The following is a 16,808-nucleotide window of genomic DNA, read 5'->3' on the forward strand; positions in this document are numbered from 1 at the left end:
TAACAAGTCATTGATTGGTCGTAGTCGGACTGAGCAGTCCTCTCAGCCGCGCGCCGCCAGCCGTTGCAAGGCCCGCTCCGCCGCCCGTTCGGCCGCCGCGAAACCTTCCTTGCCATCAGCTTCCCGCCTCGTCTTGCCACCTGGTTGCGGAATTAGCACAAAGAGCGCTTGGGTCAGTAGCCAGGTCCAGACTGCCAGCAACAGGCTGGCGCTGTGCGCCAGCGCCCAGAAGCCCGCAATGGTGCCAAACACAAGCAGGCTCGCATCCAATAGCGCTGCCACTGGCGTGCGGTGAAAGCACCAGACGCGGGTCAGCCAGATAAACCCGAGCTGCACCAGCAGCAGCGGCCAGAGCGAGGGAAAGAGGGTTGCGCTGAACAAAGCAGCCAGAACCCAAGCGAGCAGTAGCCCGATGCGCCCCGCCGGCGTTGGGCTGCGTGCGAGCAGATAGAGCCCGTAGCCCAATCCCAGAAGCAGGCACAGCCAGACCAGGCGCTCCTGTGGCGGGGCCAAGGGGATGAGTGCATAGTGGATCACAGAGGTGCTGAGGGCGCCGAGGAGGGCGACCGCGACCCCTTCGCCAAAGCTGGGCCTGTTCATGCCGCCGCCTCCTGCTGGCGCTTGGCCTGCAAGAGCGCAATTTCGATATCCGCATCCCGTATTGGTGGGCTGTCAGACGCAGCCGAGGCGAAATCCACGTCTTCACCACCGATGTTTGACGCATCGGTCTCAAACACCGCCGCGCGGGCGCGCAGGTCGTTTAAGCGGTTGTCCTGTTCGCTCAGGCGCGCCTGGCATTGTGTGCGTGCGCGGTTGTTCTCATCCGCGCTTTGGTTCAGCCGCGCAAGTGCCCGCTCCGCTTCCAGTTTGCGCCGCAGCACCGCGCGGGCCAGGTCATCCTGTCCAGCGGCCAGGCAATCCTCTAGTGCGTCCTGATGCTGCGCGAGCCGTTGTTCGATTTCGGCCTGACGCTGTTCGTTTCGCGCCGCTTCCTGCTCCAGACGCCTGAGCCGGGCTTGTTCCAACGCTTGTGCCTGCTCCATCTCGCGCACCGCCTGCGCCAGCACCAGCTCGGGTGCCTCCAGGCGATCGAGCATGGCATTGAGATCGGCGCGCAGCAGGCGCGACAATCGGGTGATAATGGCCATGAAGCTGTCCTCCGTCGTTGCTGTGAATTGACGCTTTAAAGTCTAGGAGCAGGCGGCGGCCAAGCGTAGACAGGCTTTGGTAAAGATCAGGCGCGAGGATTTACCAGATATTTACCTTCCGGCGGGCAGAGAGCATTTACGCTTGTGATATGCCAAACCCCTTTGGAATTTTGGCTCGTTTTGGGCCGGGTGACGGCCGCGGGGGACGCCGTGAATACTTCCCTGTAGGCTTCCCGGCGGCGTCCTGCCGCCGAGACCCCCGTGGCCGTCACCCGACCCAAAACCGACAAACCAATTTGCAATTGGTCTATGCGATCACCGCAGGATTGACTGGGGTGAAACTGGACCGGCTCCAGGTTGAGGTTGGATGAATACGCACAACAAATCCCGTCTGCTGGTCATTGAGGACGAAGAGCCGATTCGCGTCGGGCTTGAGGATCTGTTCGTCTTTCACGGCTATGAGGTGGAGAGCGCCGCCGACGGGCCAGGCGGGCTGGCCAAGGCGCTCAGTGGCAAGTTCGATCTGATTCTGCTCGACATCATGCTGCCGGGCCTCGATGGCTTTGCCATCTGCGATCAGGTGCGGGCGGTTGATCGCGCCCAACCCATCATCATGCTAACCGCGCGCACTGCCGATGAAGACATCATCCAGGGCCTACGCCTGGGGGCCGATGACTATGTCGCCAAGCCCTTTTCTGTCACCGAGCTAGTGCTGCGGGTGGGGGCGGTGCTGCGTCGCAGCGGCGCGGACGATGCCGCCGCCCGTCCCCTACAGCTTGGTGATCTCAGGCTCGATCTTGGTAACCTGTGCGGGCAGCGCGGCGCGGAAGAGATTCCCTTCACTCGGCGCGAAGCCGAAATTCTCGGGTATCTGGCGGCTCAGGAGGCGCGCCCGGTTAGCCGCGAGGAACTGCTGCACAGGGTTTGGGGTTATGCCCGTGATTGTGGCATCGAGACCCGCACTGTCGATATTCATATCGCCAAGCTCAGGCGCAAGATCGAGACCGATCCAGGCCATCCGCAATGGCTGCAAACAGTGCGCGGTCTGGGCTACCGACTGCGGCTCGCGCCCTGAAGTGGGCGCCCTGAAGTGCGCGCCATCAATCGCTCGCGCTCATCCATGACGGCTCAGAACGATGTCCGTGCAAGCACTCGATGACCGCCGCGCCCGGCGCCGGCTGAAGCTTGGCATCGGGCTGTTTGTGCTGGCGCTGGTGATTCCCAGCGGCTTGCTGGTGTTCAAGGCCTACGACCAGATGAAATGGGAGTCTTTCCGCGCCCAGCAACTGGTGGCGGAGGAACTGGCCGCGCGTATCGACGCCCGCCTGGCGGCGCTGGTGCGCGAGGAGGATGCTCGCCCGATTGGGGACTATGGCTTTTTACGCGAGCCCTCTGCCAGCGCCCCGGGTGTTCGCAACCGCTCCCCGCTCGCCGAGCTGGATGGCGCGACCGAGATTCCCGGCCTGATCGGCTACTTTGAAGTCGCACCCGATGGCCGCTTCCGCTCGCCGCTGGTGCCGACGGCGGAACTGTCGGTCGCCCAACTTGGACTCGATCCCGCCGAATTGGTCTTGCGACAGGCCCGGGCGCATGACATTGCGCAGGTGCTGATTGGTAATCGGCTAGTCGAACGCGCGCAGGAGGATGCGCAGCTACAGCTCGGTGCCGGCAATCGAGCCGACGGGGAGCGGATGCGCGATTCCGTCGCTGACGGAAGCGATTCTGCGCTGGTGGGATCGAGGCAGGCCACAATGAACGCGATGGATCAGGAGGCATCGGATGCGTCTCCTGGCTGGATGGAGGAAGCTCCGGCGCCCGTTTCCGCACCAACGGAGGATGAAAGCCCGCGCTTGTCCCAGGCCGCTTTCGCCAGGTTGAAAACCCAAGGCACCAAAGGCAGTGGCGTTGAGGAAGAAGCCGCCGGGCCAGCGGATGCCATGCCGACGGCACTGCCGCAGCTCGATGAGAGTTACGCCAAACGCAGTCGCCGCGAACTCAAGCAGGAAGTGGCTGAGCGCGACGCCGAGATGCCAGCCGAACGGCTGGCGCCCAGGCTATCAGCCAATCAGGCGCCGGAATTCGCACCCGTGCAGTTGTTTCGCCGCGCCATCGGGCCGGTCGAGGTCGGCCTGCTCGACTCTGGGCATCTGCTGCTGTTTCGCAGCGTCCAGCGCGGTGGCGAGGTCTTCATCCAGGGCGCGCTCATTGCGTTGGAACCCTTTCTGCAAGCGCTGATCGCCGAGCCTCTGGGTGCCACCGTACTTGCGCGCAGTACGCACCTCAGTGTGGCCTATCGCGGTGAGTTGCTGCGCAGCTTTCGCGCCGAGCCACGGCTCGGCTACCCTGGCATCAGCGCGCGCGGTGACAACCAGAGCGAACCCTTAAGCGGTGCCTTGCTCTATCGCACCCGCCTGCGGGAACCCTTCGGCGGCTTCGAGCTGATCTTTAGCGTCAGCCATCTGCCAGCACCTCCTGGTGCTGCCGTGATTGGCTGGATGGCCGGCGCGCTCGCGCTGGTGCTGCTTGTGGGTGCCGGGCTCATGTATCGACTGGGTGCGCGGCAACTCGCGCTGCTGCGTCAGCAGCAGGATTTCGTCTCTGCCGTCAGCCATGAGCTGAAAACCCCGCTTACCTCCATCCGTATGTATGCCGAAATGCTGCGCGCCGGCTTCGCCTCCGAGGAACGCAAGGCAACCTACTATCGCTTTATCCACGAGGAAAGCGAGCGCCTGTCGCGGCTGATCAACAATGTCTTGCAACTCGCCCGCATTGGCCGTGGCCGACTGGCGCTTGAGCCGCGCCCGCTGGCTGTCGAGGAATTGCTCACCATGGTGCGCGAGCGGGTCGCTTATCAGGTCGAGCGTGCTGGATTCGAGCTGAACATCGGCTGCGGGCGGGACATTGCCATCCTCGCCGACCCGGATGCCTGTGTGCAGATTCTGCTCAACCTGCTCGATAACGCGCTGAAATTTGGCGTCGATGCCGAGCAGCGCCGCATCGATATCGACTGCGAGCCCCTCGCCGGCGAATGCCTGCGTTTGCGGGTGCGCGATTACGGCCCCGGGATTCCCCGGTCGCAGCGCAAACGCATCTTCGAGCTATTTTATCGCGGCGATCTGGCGCGCCAAGCGGCCGTCTCTGGTACCGGCATTGGGCTTGCCCTGGTGCAGCGTCTGACGCTGGCCATGAATGGCCGGGTCGAAGTCATCGAGCGCGATCCGGGCGTCGAGTTTTGGCTAGAGCTGCCTTGTGCGACTGAAAGACCTGGTTAGTACAAAATTTGTATCACCAATGTACAATCAATGCATCTTGCGAGCCTGGTTTGGGTTCGGGCGGTGCTCGACGTGAATCGGTAATAGATTAATAAATAAGCAAAAATTACGATTCCGCCAGATTGGCACGGAAGTTGACATGCATGGGATGCCATTCATCATTCATCAAGGAGCATCCCATGTCACTGTTCAAACGCTTTACTGTCGCTGTCTCGACCCGGCTTGATCGTCTGGTCGGGGATATCGAAAACCATGACGCCGTGGTCGAGGTCGGTATTCGCGACAGCCGACGGCTCTTTGCCCAGGCGAAAGTGCGCCATCAGCGCCTGTGCCGCGATGGCGAGTCCCTGCGCCAGCGGCTCGAGGGTCTGCGCGAGGATGAACGCAGCTGGCGCGAGCGCGCGCTAGCCTGCGAGCCTACCCCTGCTGGCGAGGACAAGGCGCTGCAATGCCTGAGACGTGCGCATCAGGCTGCGCGGCAGGTGGCGTCACTGGAGCAAACCTGGCAGCAGCATCAGATGGTCGAGCGCCGTCTGGCCGCCGAGATCGACAGCCTGCGCGAGCGGGTCGCGCAACTCGAGCATCGCCGCTCGCTGATGCGCAGCCGCGAGGCGACCGCCACGGCAGCGGTGCGTCTGCACGAGATCGACCGCGACCCGGCGCTCGACTTAGATGATACCTTCGAGCGTTGGGAAATTCGCCTGACCGAAGCGGAAATGACCGTCGATAGTGCGGTCGACTCAGACCCCTTTGAGGCGGAATTTGTTGCCGCCGAGGAACGCGACGCCTTGCAGGCCGAGCTGCAAGCCCTGCGCCGCGAGCAGCAGAGCCAAGTGGCTGGTGCTAGCCTGGGAGGTGGACAATGAGCGTGCTGGCATTAACCCCCAACCAAAGCCTTACCGTGAAACAACAGGCTTCATCCTCCGGGGTGGCCGTGACCATGAGCGTTAGTCTGGACCCGGATGCGCTGGAGTTTCCGGTGGAGGCTGAAAGTCGCTCATTCCAGAATGTGCCGGAGCAGACTCCGGTTAGCCCGTCTCCGGCCGCCGCTCAAGATCGCGCGCCGGTCTCCCAAGGCTCACCGATTACCCTGTCCCTGCTGCTGCGCGGCTTCGGTGGATTGATCATTGTCGCGGCCTTTGTCCTTTTCCTGTTCGAGGGCTGGCGCGAGAGTGACGACCTTAGTCGCGGCCTGTTGCTGATCGGCCATACCCTGGCACTCACCCTGGCTGGCTTGGCCAGCGGTCACTGGCTGCATGAGAACAAAGGCGCACGGCTGTTTATCGCCCTGGCGCTAGCGGCGGTGCCGGTGAATGTCGCCTTCGTTGGCGGTCTGATCTATCCATTTCTGACCTGGGATGCTTCAGGCAGCCTGAGTGCCGCCGCCTCGGTCTGGACGCAATCCCAGGGGCACCTGGCCATGGGGCCAGCGCTGCTGCTCAGTGTCGGCAGCTTGCTGGCGCTGGCGTTGTCGGTGTGGCTTGGGCTGCGCATCATGGCCAGACAGTCGGTGGCGGCGCTGAGCGGGCTTTATCTGCTCGCCAATGCGGCCCTGCTGATACCGACCCGCGCGGATGTGGTCGTTTCACTCATGCTGGTCGGGCTGACCTTGACGCTGGGCCTGTTCAGCCTGCGTCTGCGTCAGCGCGATCCGACACTGGCGACCGTCGAGGGCCGCTTTGCGCGCGCATTGCTGATGTTGCCGCTGCTGATTCTGGCCGGTCGTAGCCTGTGGCTTTACGCGCCGGACGCGCTGTTTCTGACGACTCTGAGCCTGCTGGGTTATCTGGCGCTGCGCTTCACCTTGGCGGCCATGGCGCCCGCAAGCCAATGGCGCGGTCTGATTGAAACGCTCGCGGTGTCCATGGCTCTGTTCGTTACCACCTTGGCTAGCGGTGCCTTGCTGCCAGCTTGGCCCATCGCCGAGGGCGTGCATCTTCCGCTCGCGGCCGGTATCTTCGCTACCATGCTGCTCGATCTGTCGCAGTTGAGCGAGCGTCGCCGCCGTGGCTACCAGAGCACCGCCGCTCTGTTGTTGAGCCTGAGCCTGTTGATTGATCTTGCCCTGTTCGGCGGTTTCGCTCTGGCCGTGGTGACCCTGGTCGGTGGGCTTGCGGCGCTCGGCTTCGGCTACGCCATCCGCGCGCGCTTGCTCTTTGCCATCGGTGTGATTACTGCCCTGTCCGCGCTCACGACGCTGGCGACCGATGCCCTGGCGCATTTCAGTCTTGGTGGCTGGAGCGCGCTGGTCTTGCTCGGCATTGGCATTATCATCACAGGTTCCGCGCTCGAGCGGCATGGCGAGCGGCTGAAAACCGGCCTGGCCGGCTGGCGGGCGCATTTCGCGCAGGCTGATTGAGTCTTTTGTTCTCTCCTTCCCGCGTTCCGGCGCGGGAGGGCATCCCGATGATAACCAAATGCCAAATTCCCGCCGTCTCACCCCCGCCGAACGCGACTTCGCTCTGCTGACCGAAACCGTTTATCCTAAATCTGGCAGTTCAAAATGCCTGATGCTCGCTAAGCTTATGTTTCATAATAGACAACCTAACTGCGGAGCAGTTGGAGTTGCCACCCAATGGGTGATTGGCGTGTGCCGAAATTTCCGAATGGACTTACTTGGATATGATCAGCGAGCGCGGTTCAACTGCCGGATTTAGGATGAAGGCTGGCTCCTCGGGTGGTTGGTTTGATTTGGCGATTTGCACCGTATCACCCTAGCTGCCAGCCTTCCCCAATTGTTTTCAAGCCATTGCGCTTATCTTAGTGCCATTCCATCCAGACCCTTTCTATGAGGAATCCCTTGTCAAGTTTTTTAAAAGCTGTTTTGTCATTACGGACTCATACGCTCAACTTTGCTTGTGGTGACGGTATGTGGGCGCTCTTACTCAGGTTTCTCAGGCTCTGCAATCGCGTCTCTTCGCCATGGGTTGTCTCGGTTTGGAAGCCTAAGGACTCTGTGCGAATCCGCTCCACCTATCCGTGCCGGGAGACCCGGTCACCTGAAATTGCATGCGATGTTCGCCGCTGAAACCGATATAAGGAAAGCGCCCCTTCTTTAAAAACGGCATGACATCTGTCAGCCTAGGGGCCTGTCGGGCGCTTTCGACAACCTTTGCCTTGATCGCTTGCTGTGCGCTTGAATCCTGTGATTACGCAGTATTTGGCCGTTGTGGGTGGTGGTGTTTGTTGTCTCCCTAGGACTGGCTGGCTTAGCCGGCTTTGAGCACCGTGCCGTCTGGGATCTCGCCCTGTTCGAGATAGCGCCACAAGTCGATGAGCAGATTGCGCGCCAGCGCAACAATACCAATACGGCGCATGCGTTTGCCGCCCTTGGCAAAGCGCTCGCGGTACCAGCAACTCAGGGCGCTGTCGGGCTGGTAGCGCAGCCATAGCCAGGACAGCTCGACCATGAGCGCGCGGATGCGTCGGTTGCCTGCCTTGCTGATGCCTTGGTCACGCTCGTCATCACCACTGGCATAGGGCGTGGGGGTCAGTCAGCCCGGCACAGGCGGCCAGCTGCTGGCGATTGCGAAAGCCGCGCCAGCTGAAGAATTCCATGACCAAGATCCAGCTCGAAACCCAGCCGATGCCTTTGATTTCGAGCATGCGTGCGACTTGCTGGTGGGAGACGTCGGTGGCTTGCTCGACGCGGCGCTTTTGTTCTTGCTCGATAGCGCGGATTTGCTCATCAGCCAAGCAATAGCGCTGGTATTCGCGGCGGATCTCTTCTTTGAGGTCGGCGCCGAGGGGCTCGCCGGTGGCGGTGCACAAGTGATCGAGAGTGTCGATGACGGTGTCGTTGAGACGCTCGATGACGAGACCCTGGGCGATGAAGAGCGATTTGATCCGAGAACTGTGGGCGCCACGTTCGCGGATCAGTCGCTCGCGCTCGCGGTTCAGTCGCATCCGATCCTCGGCCTCGGCACTGGGGACGATCACCACCGCGAGGGCTTTTTCCTCTCCGCCAAGATAACGCATGAGCTGGACCAGCAGGGCTTCGACGTCGACCCGGTCGGTCTTCACGCGCCGCTTCTTGCGGTTGACTTCGATGCTGGCCGAGTCGACCACGCAGCTGTGAATCCCCCAGGATTCCAATGTACGATGAATCCAGAATCCATCCCGGCCGGCTTCGTAAACGCTTTCAATGACACAATCCGCGCTGAGTCCAAGCTTCCCCTTGGCGATCTCGATCTGCTCGCGCAAGGCGGGAAGATCCCGTGCTTCGAGGGTCTTGATCCGGATCGTCTCGCCGTTGCTGAAGCCAAGCTTCCAGGTTTTGTTGCTCAGCTCAAGGGCCTGATAAAAGGGGGTCTTCGGCGATTGGTCAGCGGCAGCAGTCATGTGCGGTCTCCTCGTTGCTCGGAATGTCAGTTTCGAGCCTTATACTTGGACGGCCTACATAGTTTCTTTAATCCCTTTAATCCTTAGGCGATTAATGCATCTAGCCTATTTTATAACCCATACTCGCGTTTATCTTTTCCTAGCCTGTCGCATATATTTACTACTACTGATTTTTCGTTATCATCAAAATTCCCGTCAGCTTTCCCTATTTCGCAACATATTTTAATAATCATGTCGCAATATTCTTCGTCATCACTAATTTCCAGTAGAGCTTCATAGGCTTTCTTTTCTCCAATCTCTCTATCTGTAGTTAGTGTGTCTGCATATTTCTGAACGAGAGACAACACTTCTCCCGCGTTATACCCTTCGAGAACATCGGTATTTGTTATATATGCCCGGATCTTTTCTTTTTCATCTTCATCATATGAACCGTCTGCTGTTGCAACCAAAGCAACTCCAGCGGAAAACGCTTTCATAAAATCTTTATTTAGCAGCCTCTTGGTAGCGTTGATAAATTTGGTAGGAGTTAAGGCTTCCACTCCTTCAGCAATAGAGTGCTTAACTAACCGATTAATGTTTCTTAATAGTCTCATAGTGTTTTCCTGCTTCAATTAAGCTGTAACCGTATGTCACAGTTTGATTGGACAGCCTAACGCCAGCCTCAGCCGCCGCGAGCATAGCGAGCGGTCGGACTGAAGGTCATTGTTAGTGCGCCAAGCGAAGCTTGGCGCTTCTTGCCGGGTGAAAGTCCCGGTCGGGTAAGGGCTAGCCACCCACCCGTATCGCGTGTTGCGCCTCTGGCGGATAGCGACGCACTGGTCAGGAGACTGGTGCTATCGTGAACAAAAGAGGTGAAGCGTACATAGAGAAACTTGTAGGCCAGAGGGGTGTACGCACCACCCTGAAGCGATTTCAGCCTCGTTAAAAGCATTAAAGCAGACGGCGACAGGGTTAACGACCTGGAAGCCAACACAGAGGACTCAATAGAACGACGATGGGCAAGATATTGTGGCACTGCCGGGAAACCAGGCAGCAAACAGAGAAAACAAACGTTGCCCTAAGGTCGTTCACGGCGAGAGTCCCGAGGGTCTGTCGGGGTCCGAGCGCCTGGCATGCAAGCACAGAAGCGTCGAGAACTTGGGAGACCCCATCAGCTCCCGGCGGGAGAGGTAAGGCATGCGGGTATTGAGACACACAGGGGGAAACCCCGAAACGGAATTAGACCGAAGCCTAGAGCCGACCGACCGGGGAAGCGCAACTGACCGAGAAGGAAGGTTCGCCGGAAGCGGATGGGGAGTCAGACCGACTCATAGTACTCCGAGCGCGGGAGAGCCGCGTACATGGGAAAGGGGTCGGCGAAGTGATGCAGCCAACAAAGGACACTTCACCCAGACACGACGGGCTGGACCATGAAGCAAACCTCCCTGTTGGGAATAGCGAAAAAGGCGGCATCGGACAAGGCCCATCGATTCCGCAACCTCTTTGGCCTGCTCAACGTCAGCTATCTTCTGGCCTGTTGGCGGCTGATTAACAAAGGTGCGGCCAGCGGTGTCGACCGACTGGATGCCCGCGCCTATGAAGCCAACCTTCAGGACAATGTAGAAGCACTGGCGGCGGCGGTCAAAGGGGGATGGTATCGGGCCAAGCTGGTACTGAGAAGATACATCCCCAAGCTCAACGGAAAGTTGAGGCCATTGGGGATTCCGGCCATCGCGGACAAAGTGCTCCAGATGGGGGTTACCAAGATACTGGAAGAGATTTATGAGCAGGACTTTCTGGACTGTAGCTATGGTTACCGACCTCGGGTTGGTGCCCTGGATGCAGTGCGAGACCTGAGCGCCGAGCTGCGAAGCGGGCGTTATCACTTCCTGGTCGAGGCGGATATTCGCGCATTCTTTGATCGAATCGATCACGATACACTGATCGAACTGTTGCAGCGACGGATAGACGATGAACCCTTTTTGCGGCTGATTCGCAAGTGGTTAAAGGCCGGCGTTTTGGAGCCAGATGGCGCGGTTCAGCATCCCAAGACAGGCTCGCCCCAGGGCGGGATCATCTCCCCGATGCTTGCGAATATCTATCTCCACTACGCGCTAGATGAGTGGTTTGAGAACACGGTCAAGACACATTGCAAAGGGAAAGCGTACCTCTGTCGGTATGCCGACGATTTTGTGTGCGCGTTTGAATGTGAGTTCGACGCCCAGCGCTTTTATCGGGTGCTTGGGTTGCGGATGGAGCGGTTCGGGCTGGAAGTCGCGCAAGAGAAAACGCAGTTGCTGCGGTTCTCGCGTCAGGACTGGACGCGTAACGGCACCTTTGAGTTTCTCGGATTCGAGTTTCGCTGGGGACGAGGGCGTTGGGGAAAACCCGCGCTCAAACGGCGCACGGCACGGAAGAAATACCGCGCCTCCCTGGCCAGTTTTCGAGACTGGTGTCGGGCACACTGCCGGATGCACAAGGACAAGTTCTTCGCGGCTCTCAATGCGAAGCTGCGCGGGTACTACAATTACTACGGTATCCGAGGCAACTCCGACAGCCTGGGTGACTTTTTCTACCATGTCACACGCATGCTCTACCGGGAGCTGAATCGCCGCAGTCAGCGGCGCAGTTACAACTGGAAGGGCTTTGCCGAACTGATCAAGGTGTTCAAGCTTGAGCGACCACGAATCTGCCACAGCTTCTGAGTATTCTGCAATGTTGCCGCGTGCGAAGCGAATCATTTCGAGGAGCCCGGTGCGGTAGTTCCGCACGCCGGGATCTGTACGGGGGCGGCCGGGTAACTGGCCGTCCTACCGTGATGGCGATTGATCGTGTGTTGTTTCTTGGTCTGGGAAAATAATTTCAACCAGACCCCTTAATTCTTCTGATACTTAATTCTTCTGATAGATTGACGATACGGAGAGTTTAGCACACTGGCGATGGTGCGAGCAGCCTGAGTGCCTTTGTAGACTGATGAGCTGGAATCATATCGGCCAGCGCTTCAGCATCAAATTCGCTATCGTCTGGGCACGATTGTCGATATCCAACAGCCTAAATGGTTGGCCAGGGGGTGTGTGGATTGCCGATAGTGCCTTTACGGCCCACAGACCGGACTTTTGGTAGCACTCGGGAGCAGACATCTTGTCTTCGACCGTGCGGTTGCTGCAAGTCTTGTTCAATGTGTCTTCGATCAGCACAAGATTACCGATGCGATGTTTGTGCTCCTCGTAATGGTCCCGGCTACGGAAGCCGTAGGCCCTTACCTTGAAGTTCGGTTCTTGCGGCAGGATGTGCTCTACCGTGAGCCCTTTGCAGTTTAGGGCGACAAGCTGGGCCGGGGACGGGCGGGGTTTTTTGCCCTTCTTCCTTTCTTCGAACTCCACTTCCAGCAGCATTCGTGGCACTCCGGCGTTGCGGTAGAGGTATTCGTTCTCTACCTGAGATTGCATCAGTGCATCAGGCATGAAGTGCCGGCAGAACTGCTTGAGCCCTGAGATGATCTCGTCGACTGACAGGCTCGACAGCGCCGCAGTGATGCGGAACACATCCGCTTGTGGGTTCGTACCCCGCAGCTTGAATACCCGCAGGTCCACCATCTCGATGATTTTTTGCAGGCTGCGTTGGTCGCTACCGGTACCAACGGCCGACAGCCGATCTTGAAGATGCAGTCGGATAACCAGCGGATAAAGAGTCGCCGACAGATCCTGGACGACGAATAGCAGGTAGGTCACAATGTCGGTACGCGTCGCGACGAGCAGTGCCTCAAGAGCGCCGAAGAATGCCGCAAGGTCCTTGCTATAGGAATCTATGAAATTGCGCAGCCGGCTCGGGTCGTTGCGCAAGTCCCGTAATCCCGGTTTAAGAAAAGTCTCCAGCACCGTATCGGCGGTAGCGCTGTAGTCGGCGCCGGATTCCAATTCGAACGGGCTACCGTCGAATGCAAAATAATGGTAGCGCAGCACGTCGTCCTCGCGGAACGAATCCCGGTTCACCAGCCGCACCCGATAGCCATCTTCGGCCGCCAGACGCTTGATGCGGCTGAAGCTGTGAAATGCCAGCCCGAACTGTTCCGATATGAACTGGTCCAACTCGCCGTCGAGATAGCGGTTGGAATAATACACCAGCAGGCTTTTCACGATGTCCATCCGCGCCAGCGGTACGCCGCGGTCGTTGACCGACTGGAACATGCGGATCGCCTTCCCCTCATCGGGCTCGACAAACTCCAGCACCTCGAGTTGGCTTAGACACGAGAGCCACTGCTTCACGAGTTCTTCGCCACCCCGGTTCCGCAGCTCACCGACCCGCAGCTGGATGCGCTCATAGGCGTCTAGTAGGCGTTGTTGACCATCGGTCGCAGGGGCGGGGTTCTGCTCCGCCAGCAGGCTGACGAAGAAATCGCCATTCCCGCCCTGCAGTTTGAACTTAGCACCTGTAACCGGGTGCGAAATGAAGTTGCTGCGGTAATGCTGACGGATCGCTGGGTCTTCAACCGCATCGATCAGCGCGTCAAGGATCATGGTCAGAGTGGTCAGGCGCTGCTGACCGTCGACAACAAAGACCGGCGCGCTTCGATCGCTCTGTGACAGGATGAAGGTACCAAGGTAATGCCCGCCTTTCACCTGGAGTGCCTCTTCAACATCCTCGAATAGGTCATCGACGTTGCTCGGCTTCCACGCGTAGTCCCGCTGGTAGTGTGGGATTACCAGGTTCTTGCCGGTAAAGAATATCTCAAGTGTCTTGGTACTCACACAGCCTCCGTAGCGCTAATAGGCCGATTATTGAAATAAATGACCCAATGCGCCGCTTAGTTACAGTTGGCGCAACTGCAGGTAAATGTGTCTTTCTATCACCTCAGTGTCCGCTAATAGGCTTTTCGTGAATGGCGTATTTCCGGTGGGTGGGCTTGACTGGATTTTAGCGCTGGGTGGCGGGCGTGCCGATGAGTTAGAGCAGTTTTGGGTTTTTGCTCGGATATCCAGTCCGACGCCAAGCTCAGCAGAGCCGGTTGAGCGAGAGCGAAGCCGGCTTCGGCTGGAGCACCGTGTTAGGCGATTTGATGGATTAGATTCGGTCTTAAAAATAAAACCGAACCTGACCTGTTTATTACCCGCTCAATTTTTTCGGTTTTCATGATGGATAGCGCTCCCTTTCATCTTCGCTTGTGTTTAATTAAAATGAAGCGCTGTTTTAGGTTATGGAAGAAAAGACTCCATCTAAAAGTGTGCAGAATTCCTGGTTATCAAAATTTTTGATACTTACTTGATAACGCCACCAAATTCTTGACCCGCTAGTGTACTTTTTAACGAAAAAGTCTGGTGCGGGCGGGCTGTTTGGCAATTTTGATCTCTGCAATAATGAGATAAATAAATCTATCTGCTTCTTAGATGGATCCAACCTAAATGCAATCTTTTGCCTACCAGTCGCGTGCGCTTTTCTGAAAGAAATAAATGATGGCGAATACTTTATCTCTAGATCTGATCCAAACATCTCAACGAATTTGTCGTGAACTAATTTCATATCTGTAACTTGGTCAGCTGGAATATCCGCCAACATTGAACTACTGTAGGCTCCCCAGTCTCCAAAGTTTGTTTTTCGGAATTTCGGTTTGTAGTTTGAAATTTCATCCGTTGTGTTTACCGTGGTGACACTGGTTTCTTCGATGATCCTGGCAATAACCGTCTCAAGTTGTTCTTCATTGTCTTTTAAAAGCTCGTTTTTGATCAAATTGAGAAGTTGGGAAACTTCAGAAGCTTTTCGACGATAGCTTTGTGTGACATAACAAACTCGAAACAACGCTTTTTGCCAGTCCTCATCGAAATGTTGAGTTTTTGACGCGAGCTCTAGATCCTTATTAAACTGCTCACTGTCTATATCTTCAAGGCCTTTTGTTTGTTCGAAAGCTATATCACTACTCCAGTCACTGAAACCAGGATGCTTTACAAGCAAATCATAAATTTTGGGGTACGCAATTTGAATACATAACAGCGCTAGCAACACGGCTTTCAACTGACCATCTTGAAGAATGTTTTCGTTTTCATCATCAACATCCGCTTGAATAAACAGCATAATCAAGCTTAAAGAATTGATGAGGCGCTTCAAAGAGCGAGGATTACCGCCTACCGACAGCCTGACAATAGAATTAATTTTATCCTCATTAATCTCCTTATCAAGGGTAAAACCAACTTGTCTCAATAACTTACCAACATAGCTCCCAATATTATATTGTCCTAAAGGCATCATGAAAGGCAGTTGAATGATCTTATCGAAAAAAGCACGGAATTCCCATTCGTTATCTTCGGAGCGCTTGCCAAATTTATTTTCTAGTCCTTTGACTACCACTTGGTAATCGATCGCAAGGACAAATATGCACCCTTGAACATTGAAAATATTTTTCAGCAGCTCAAGCACCCGCACCGCATCCTTTGGTTCTATGCGATCAAGATCATCAACATAGACTACAATTTTTTTGAACGGGTTAGTGTCGCGAGTCATAATTTCATTTGTTATCGCACTCAAACTCTCACGCAGTTGCTTAATTGAACTGCTCTGTTGTCCCAACAATTCCTCGGTGATTTCACTCGCTTTGTCTCCTAGAGCAAGATTTGCGCCAACTCGAAGTGCCCCCCTAAAAACGTTGCTCGAAAGCGATTTAACGCGCTCCACACGGGTTTTGTTGACATCGCATTCAATTAAGCTACTTAGGATTTCATTGATAATTTTTATCAAGGATTCCTCGGGGGTTGACAAAAGAGAACTCTCCCAACTGTTGATCCAGATCTGCTTAACGTGCCCGAGTTGCTCCAGCTCGAAATAGATCGTATTTAGCACGGAAGTTTTTCCGCTACCCCATTCTCCTTGAATTCCTATCGTCATCGGCGTTGGGGCAACTTTGATGAATTCCGTCAGTGCTTGAGCGTGCTTTCCAATTCCAAGATCGTCTTGACCACCACGGGGGTTGGGCTCATCAACAACGCCAAAGTTTGTGTTCACGCAGGTTCTCCGAAAAAACTGTTGCGGATTGGAAGGTTATTTTCGTTTATAATCAAAACCGTTTATCCAAAGTCTCCTGACCCGAGAGTCGCTCTCCGCCATAGGTGCAATACTCGATACGGGCGGATGGCCAGCACTTAACCCGACCAGGACTTTTAGCCGACGCGAAGCGCCAAGCTTCGCTTGCCGGACTTCCGCGCTAGCCCAGCCGAGCCGGTCGAGCAACAGCGAAACCGGCTTCGGCTAGAGCGCACCGTTTAGACGGATTCGTGAAACGATACCATCCGCAGAAAAAAGACCGAACCTGACCAGTTCAGTTCAGGTTGATTACTTCCACTTCAGCTCACGGAGTACGATTTCTTTTCCCTTGTGTTTGTCTCTAAGCTTCTGCATAACAAGTGTTTCGCTTTGGCTGTTAACAGTACCCGATAAGGTTCCTGCTGTCTTAGCGTTAGTTCCTGGGGTAATGTAGTAATACTTGACCTCAAAACGCACTGATGCCATTATGTTTTTCCTCTTGTTGTTAACCTAAGCAGGTAACTAGACAGAATCTTGGTCTGGTATGCTAGGCAGAATCGGTCTAGCACTGATATTAAACGTTGCACAAGTCTTCGCGGACCCCAAGCCGCTTAACAGACTGATTGTGAGAAACTCAGAGCAGCACGAACTTTTGCAACGATTAATAGGACGGATTCTACCTAGATCGGATAGGACAGAAAGGCTCCTGCTCTATCGACGCACGCGCAATGGAGCACCTACGGCTGATCCAGGCAGCATTGCCAGCACTAGAGTGCCGCGCGGCGGCTTGCGGTTGCAAGTGCCCGCTGTTTGCCCATAGCGCGCACTTTCGCAGCACGATTGTCGCGACACGCCCGCTCATCCGGCTATGCCGGAACGTGCAAGCCAAGTATAGACCATGATTATTACCCAGGGGAATAGCTGCATGTCAGCCCTGACGCACGACCTTCCAGACCGAGGCGCTTAGCGAGGGATGGGGAGAGTTTTTGCGCCGACTCAGGTGAAAACCCAAGATTGGTGCCCTTGTGACGGAATCTTCCGAAGCGAAAATAGCCGCTTG

The 16,808-nt window shown here is 56.5% G+C and carries 12 protein-coding genes and 1 pseudogene; 5 read left to right on the plus strand and 8 right to left on the minus strand.

Features of this window, described 5'->3' with window-relative positions; translation table 11 throughout:
• Nucleotides 1-42: 42 nt before the first annotated feature.
• Both Thiofri_RS04510 and Thiofri_RS04515 read right to left on the minus strand, forming a co-directional pair.
• Nucleotides 43-600, minus strand: coding sequence for a hypothetical protein (locus Thiofri_RS04510; protein ID WP_009150525.1), 558 nt, complete (start codon nt 598-600; stop codon nt 43-45).
• On the minus strand, nt 597-1,148 hold the full coding sequence (locus tag Thiofri_RS04515) for a PspA/IM30 family protein (RefSeq protein WP_009150526.1): 552 nt from the start codon (nt 1,146-1,148) through the stop codon (nt 597-599). Before Thiofri_RS04515 ends, Thiofri_RS04510 begins: the two co-directional genes overlap by 4 nt.
• 367 nt (nt 1,149-1,515) lie before the next feature.
• On the opposite strand from Thiofri_RS04515, the gene Thiofri_RS04520 reads away from it, so the two are divergent.
• From Thiofri_RS04520 to Thiofri_RS04535, 4 genes are all read left to right on the plus strand, one after another.
• The gene (locus tag Thiofri_RS04520) at nt 1,516-2,223 is read left to right on the plus strand and encodes a response regulator transcription factor (protein WP_009150527.1); all 708 of its coding nucleotides are present in this window, start codon (nt 1,516-1,518) and stop codon (nt 2,221-2,223) included.
• 61 nt (nt 2,224-2,284) lie between these two features.
• The gene (locus Thiofri_RS04525) at nt 2,285-4,420 is read left to right on the plus strand and encodes a sensor histidine kinase (protein ID WP_009150528.1); all 2,136 of its coding nucleotides are present in this window, start codon (nt 2,285-2,287) and stop codon (nt 4,418-4,420) included.
• 179 nt (nt 4,421-4,599) lie between these two features.
• Nucleotides 4,600-5,286 (plus strand): PspA/IM30 family protein, encoded by a 687-nt coding sequence (locus tag Thiofri_RS04530; protein ID WP_009150529.1) that lies wholly within the window; start codon nt 4,600-4,602, stop codon nt 5,284-5,286.
• Nucleotides 5,283-6,779, plus strand: coding sequence for a hypothetical protein (locus tag Thiofri_RS04535; RefSeq protein ID WP_009150530.1), 1,497 nt, complete (start codon nt 5,283-5,285; stop codon nt 6,777-6,779). The genes Thiofri_RS04530 and Thiofri_RS04535 overlap by 4 nt, the downstream gene beginning before the upstream one ends.
• Nucleotides 6,780-7,629: 850 nt before the next feature.
• Here Thiofri_RS04535 and Thiofri_RS04540 read toward each other — a convergent pair.
• From Thiofri_RS04540 to Thiofri_RS04550, 4 genes and pseudogenes are all read right to left on the minus strand, one after another.
• Nucleotides 7,630-7,830: a hypothetical protein gene (locus Thiofri_RS04540; protein WP_040857447.1), complete on the minus strand. Its 201-nt coding sequence runs from the start codon at nt 7,828-7,830 to the stop codon at nt 7,630-7,632.
• A 15-nt stretch (nt 7,831-7,845) separates the two neighbouring features.
• Nucleotides 7,846-7,914, minus strand: a pseudogene (locus Thiofri_RS24710) (hypothetical protein); the annotation flags it as partial.
• Complete coding sequence (locus Thiofri_RS04545; RefSeq protein ID WP_040857449.1) at nt 7,886-8,761, minus strand: IS110 family transposase; 876 nt, start codon at nt 8,759-8,761, stop codon at nt 7,886-7,888. The gene Thiofri_RS04545 and the pseudogene Thiofri_RS24710, both read right to left, overlap by 29 nt.
• Nucleotides 8,762-8,871: 110 nt before the next feature.
• A complete protein-coding gene (locus tag Thiofri_RS04550; RefSeq protein WP_143741994.1) occupies nt 8,872-9,372 on the minus strand; it encodes a tellurite resistance TerB family protein in 501 nt (166 codons plus the stop codon).
• A 798-nt stretch (nt 9,373-10,170) separates the two neighbouring features.
• On the opposite strand from Thiofri_RS04550, the gene ltrA reads away from it, so the two are divergent.
• Nucleotides 10,171-11,445: a group II intron reverse transcriptase/maturase gene (gene ltrA, locus Thiofri_RS04555; RefSeq protein WP_009147486.1), complete on the plus strand. Its 1,275-nt coding sequence runs from the start codon at nt 10,171-10,173 to the stop codon at nt 11,443-11,445.
• Between the two features lie 279 nt (nt 11,446-11,724).
• Here ltrA and Thiofri_RS04560 read toward each other — a convergent pair whose 3' ends face one another.
• Together Thiofri_RS04560 and Thiofri_RS04565 are read right to left on the minus strand one after the other, a co-directional pair.
• Nucleotides 11,725-13,488 (minus strand): DUF262 domain-containing protein, encoded by a 1,764-nt coding sequence (locus Thiofri_RS04560; RefSeq protein ID WP_009150533.1) that lies wholly within the window; start codon nt 13,486-13,488, stop codon nt 11,725-11,727.
• A 439-nt stretch (nt 13,489-13,927) separates the two neighbouring features.
• Entirely contained in the window at nt 13,928-15,730 is a 1,803-nt protein-coding gene (locus Thiofri_RS04565) for a KAP family P-loop NTPase fold protein (protein WP_009150534.1), read from the minus strand.
• Nucleotides 15,731-16,808 lie beyond the last annotated feature (1,078 nt).

The sequence above is a fragment of the Thiorhodovibrio frisius genome (genome assembly GCF_033954835.1).
GTDB lineage: Bacteria > Pseudomonadota > Gammaproteobacteria > Chromatiales > Chromatiaceae > Thiorhodovibrio > Thiorhodovibrio frisius.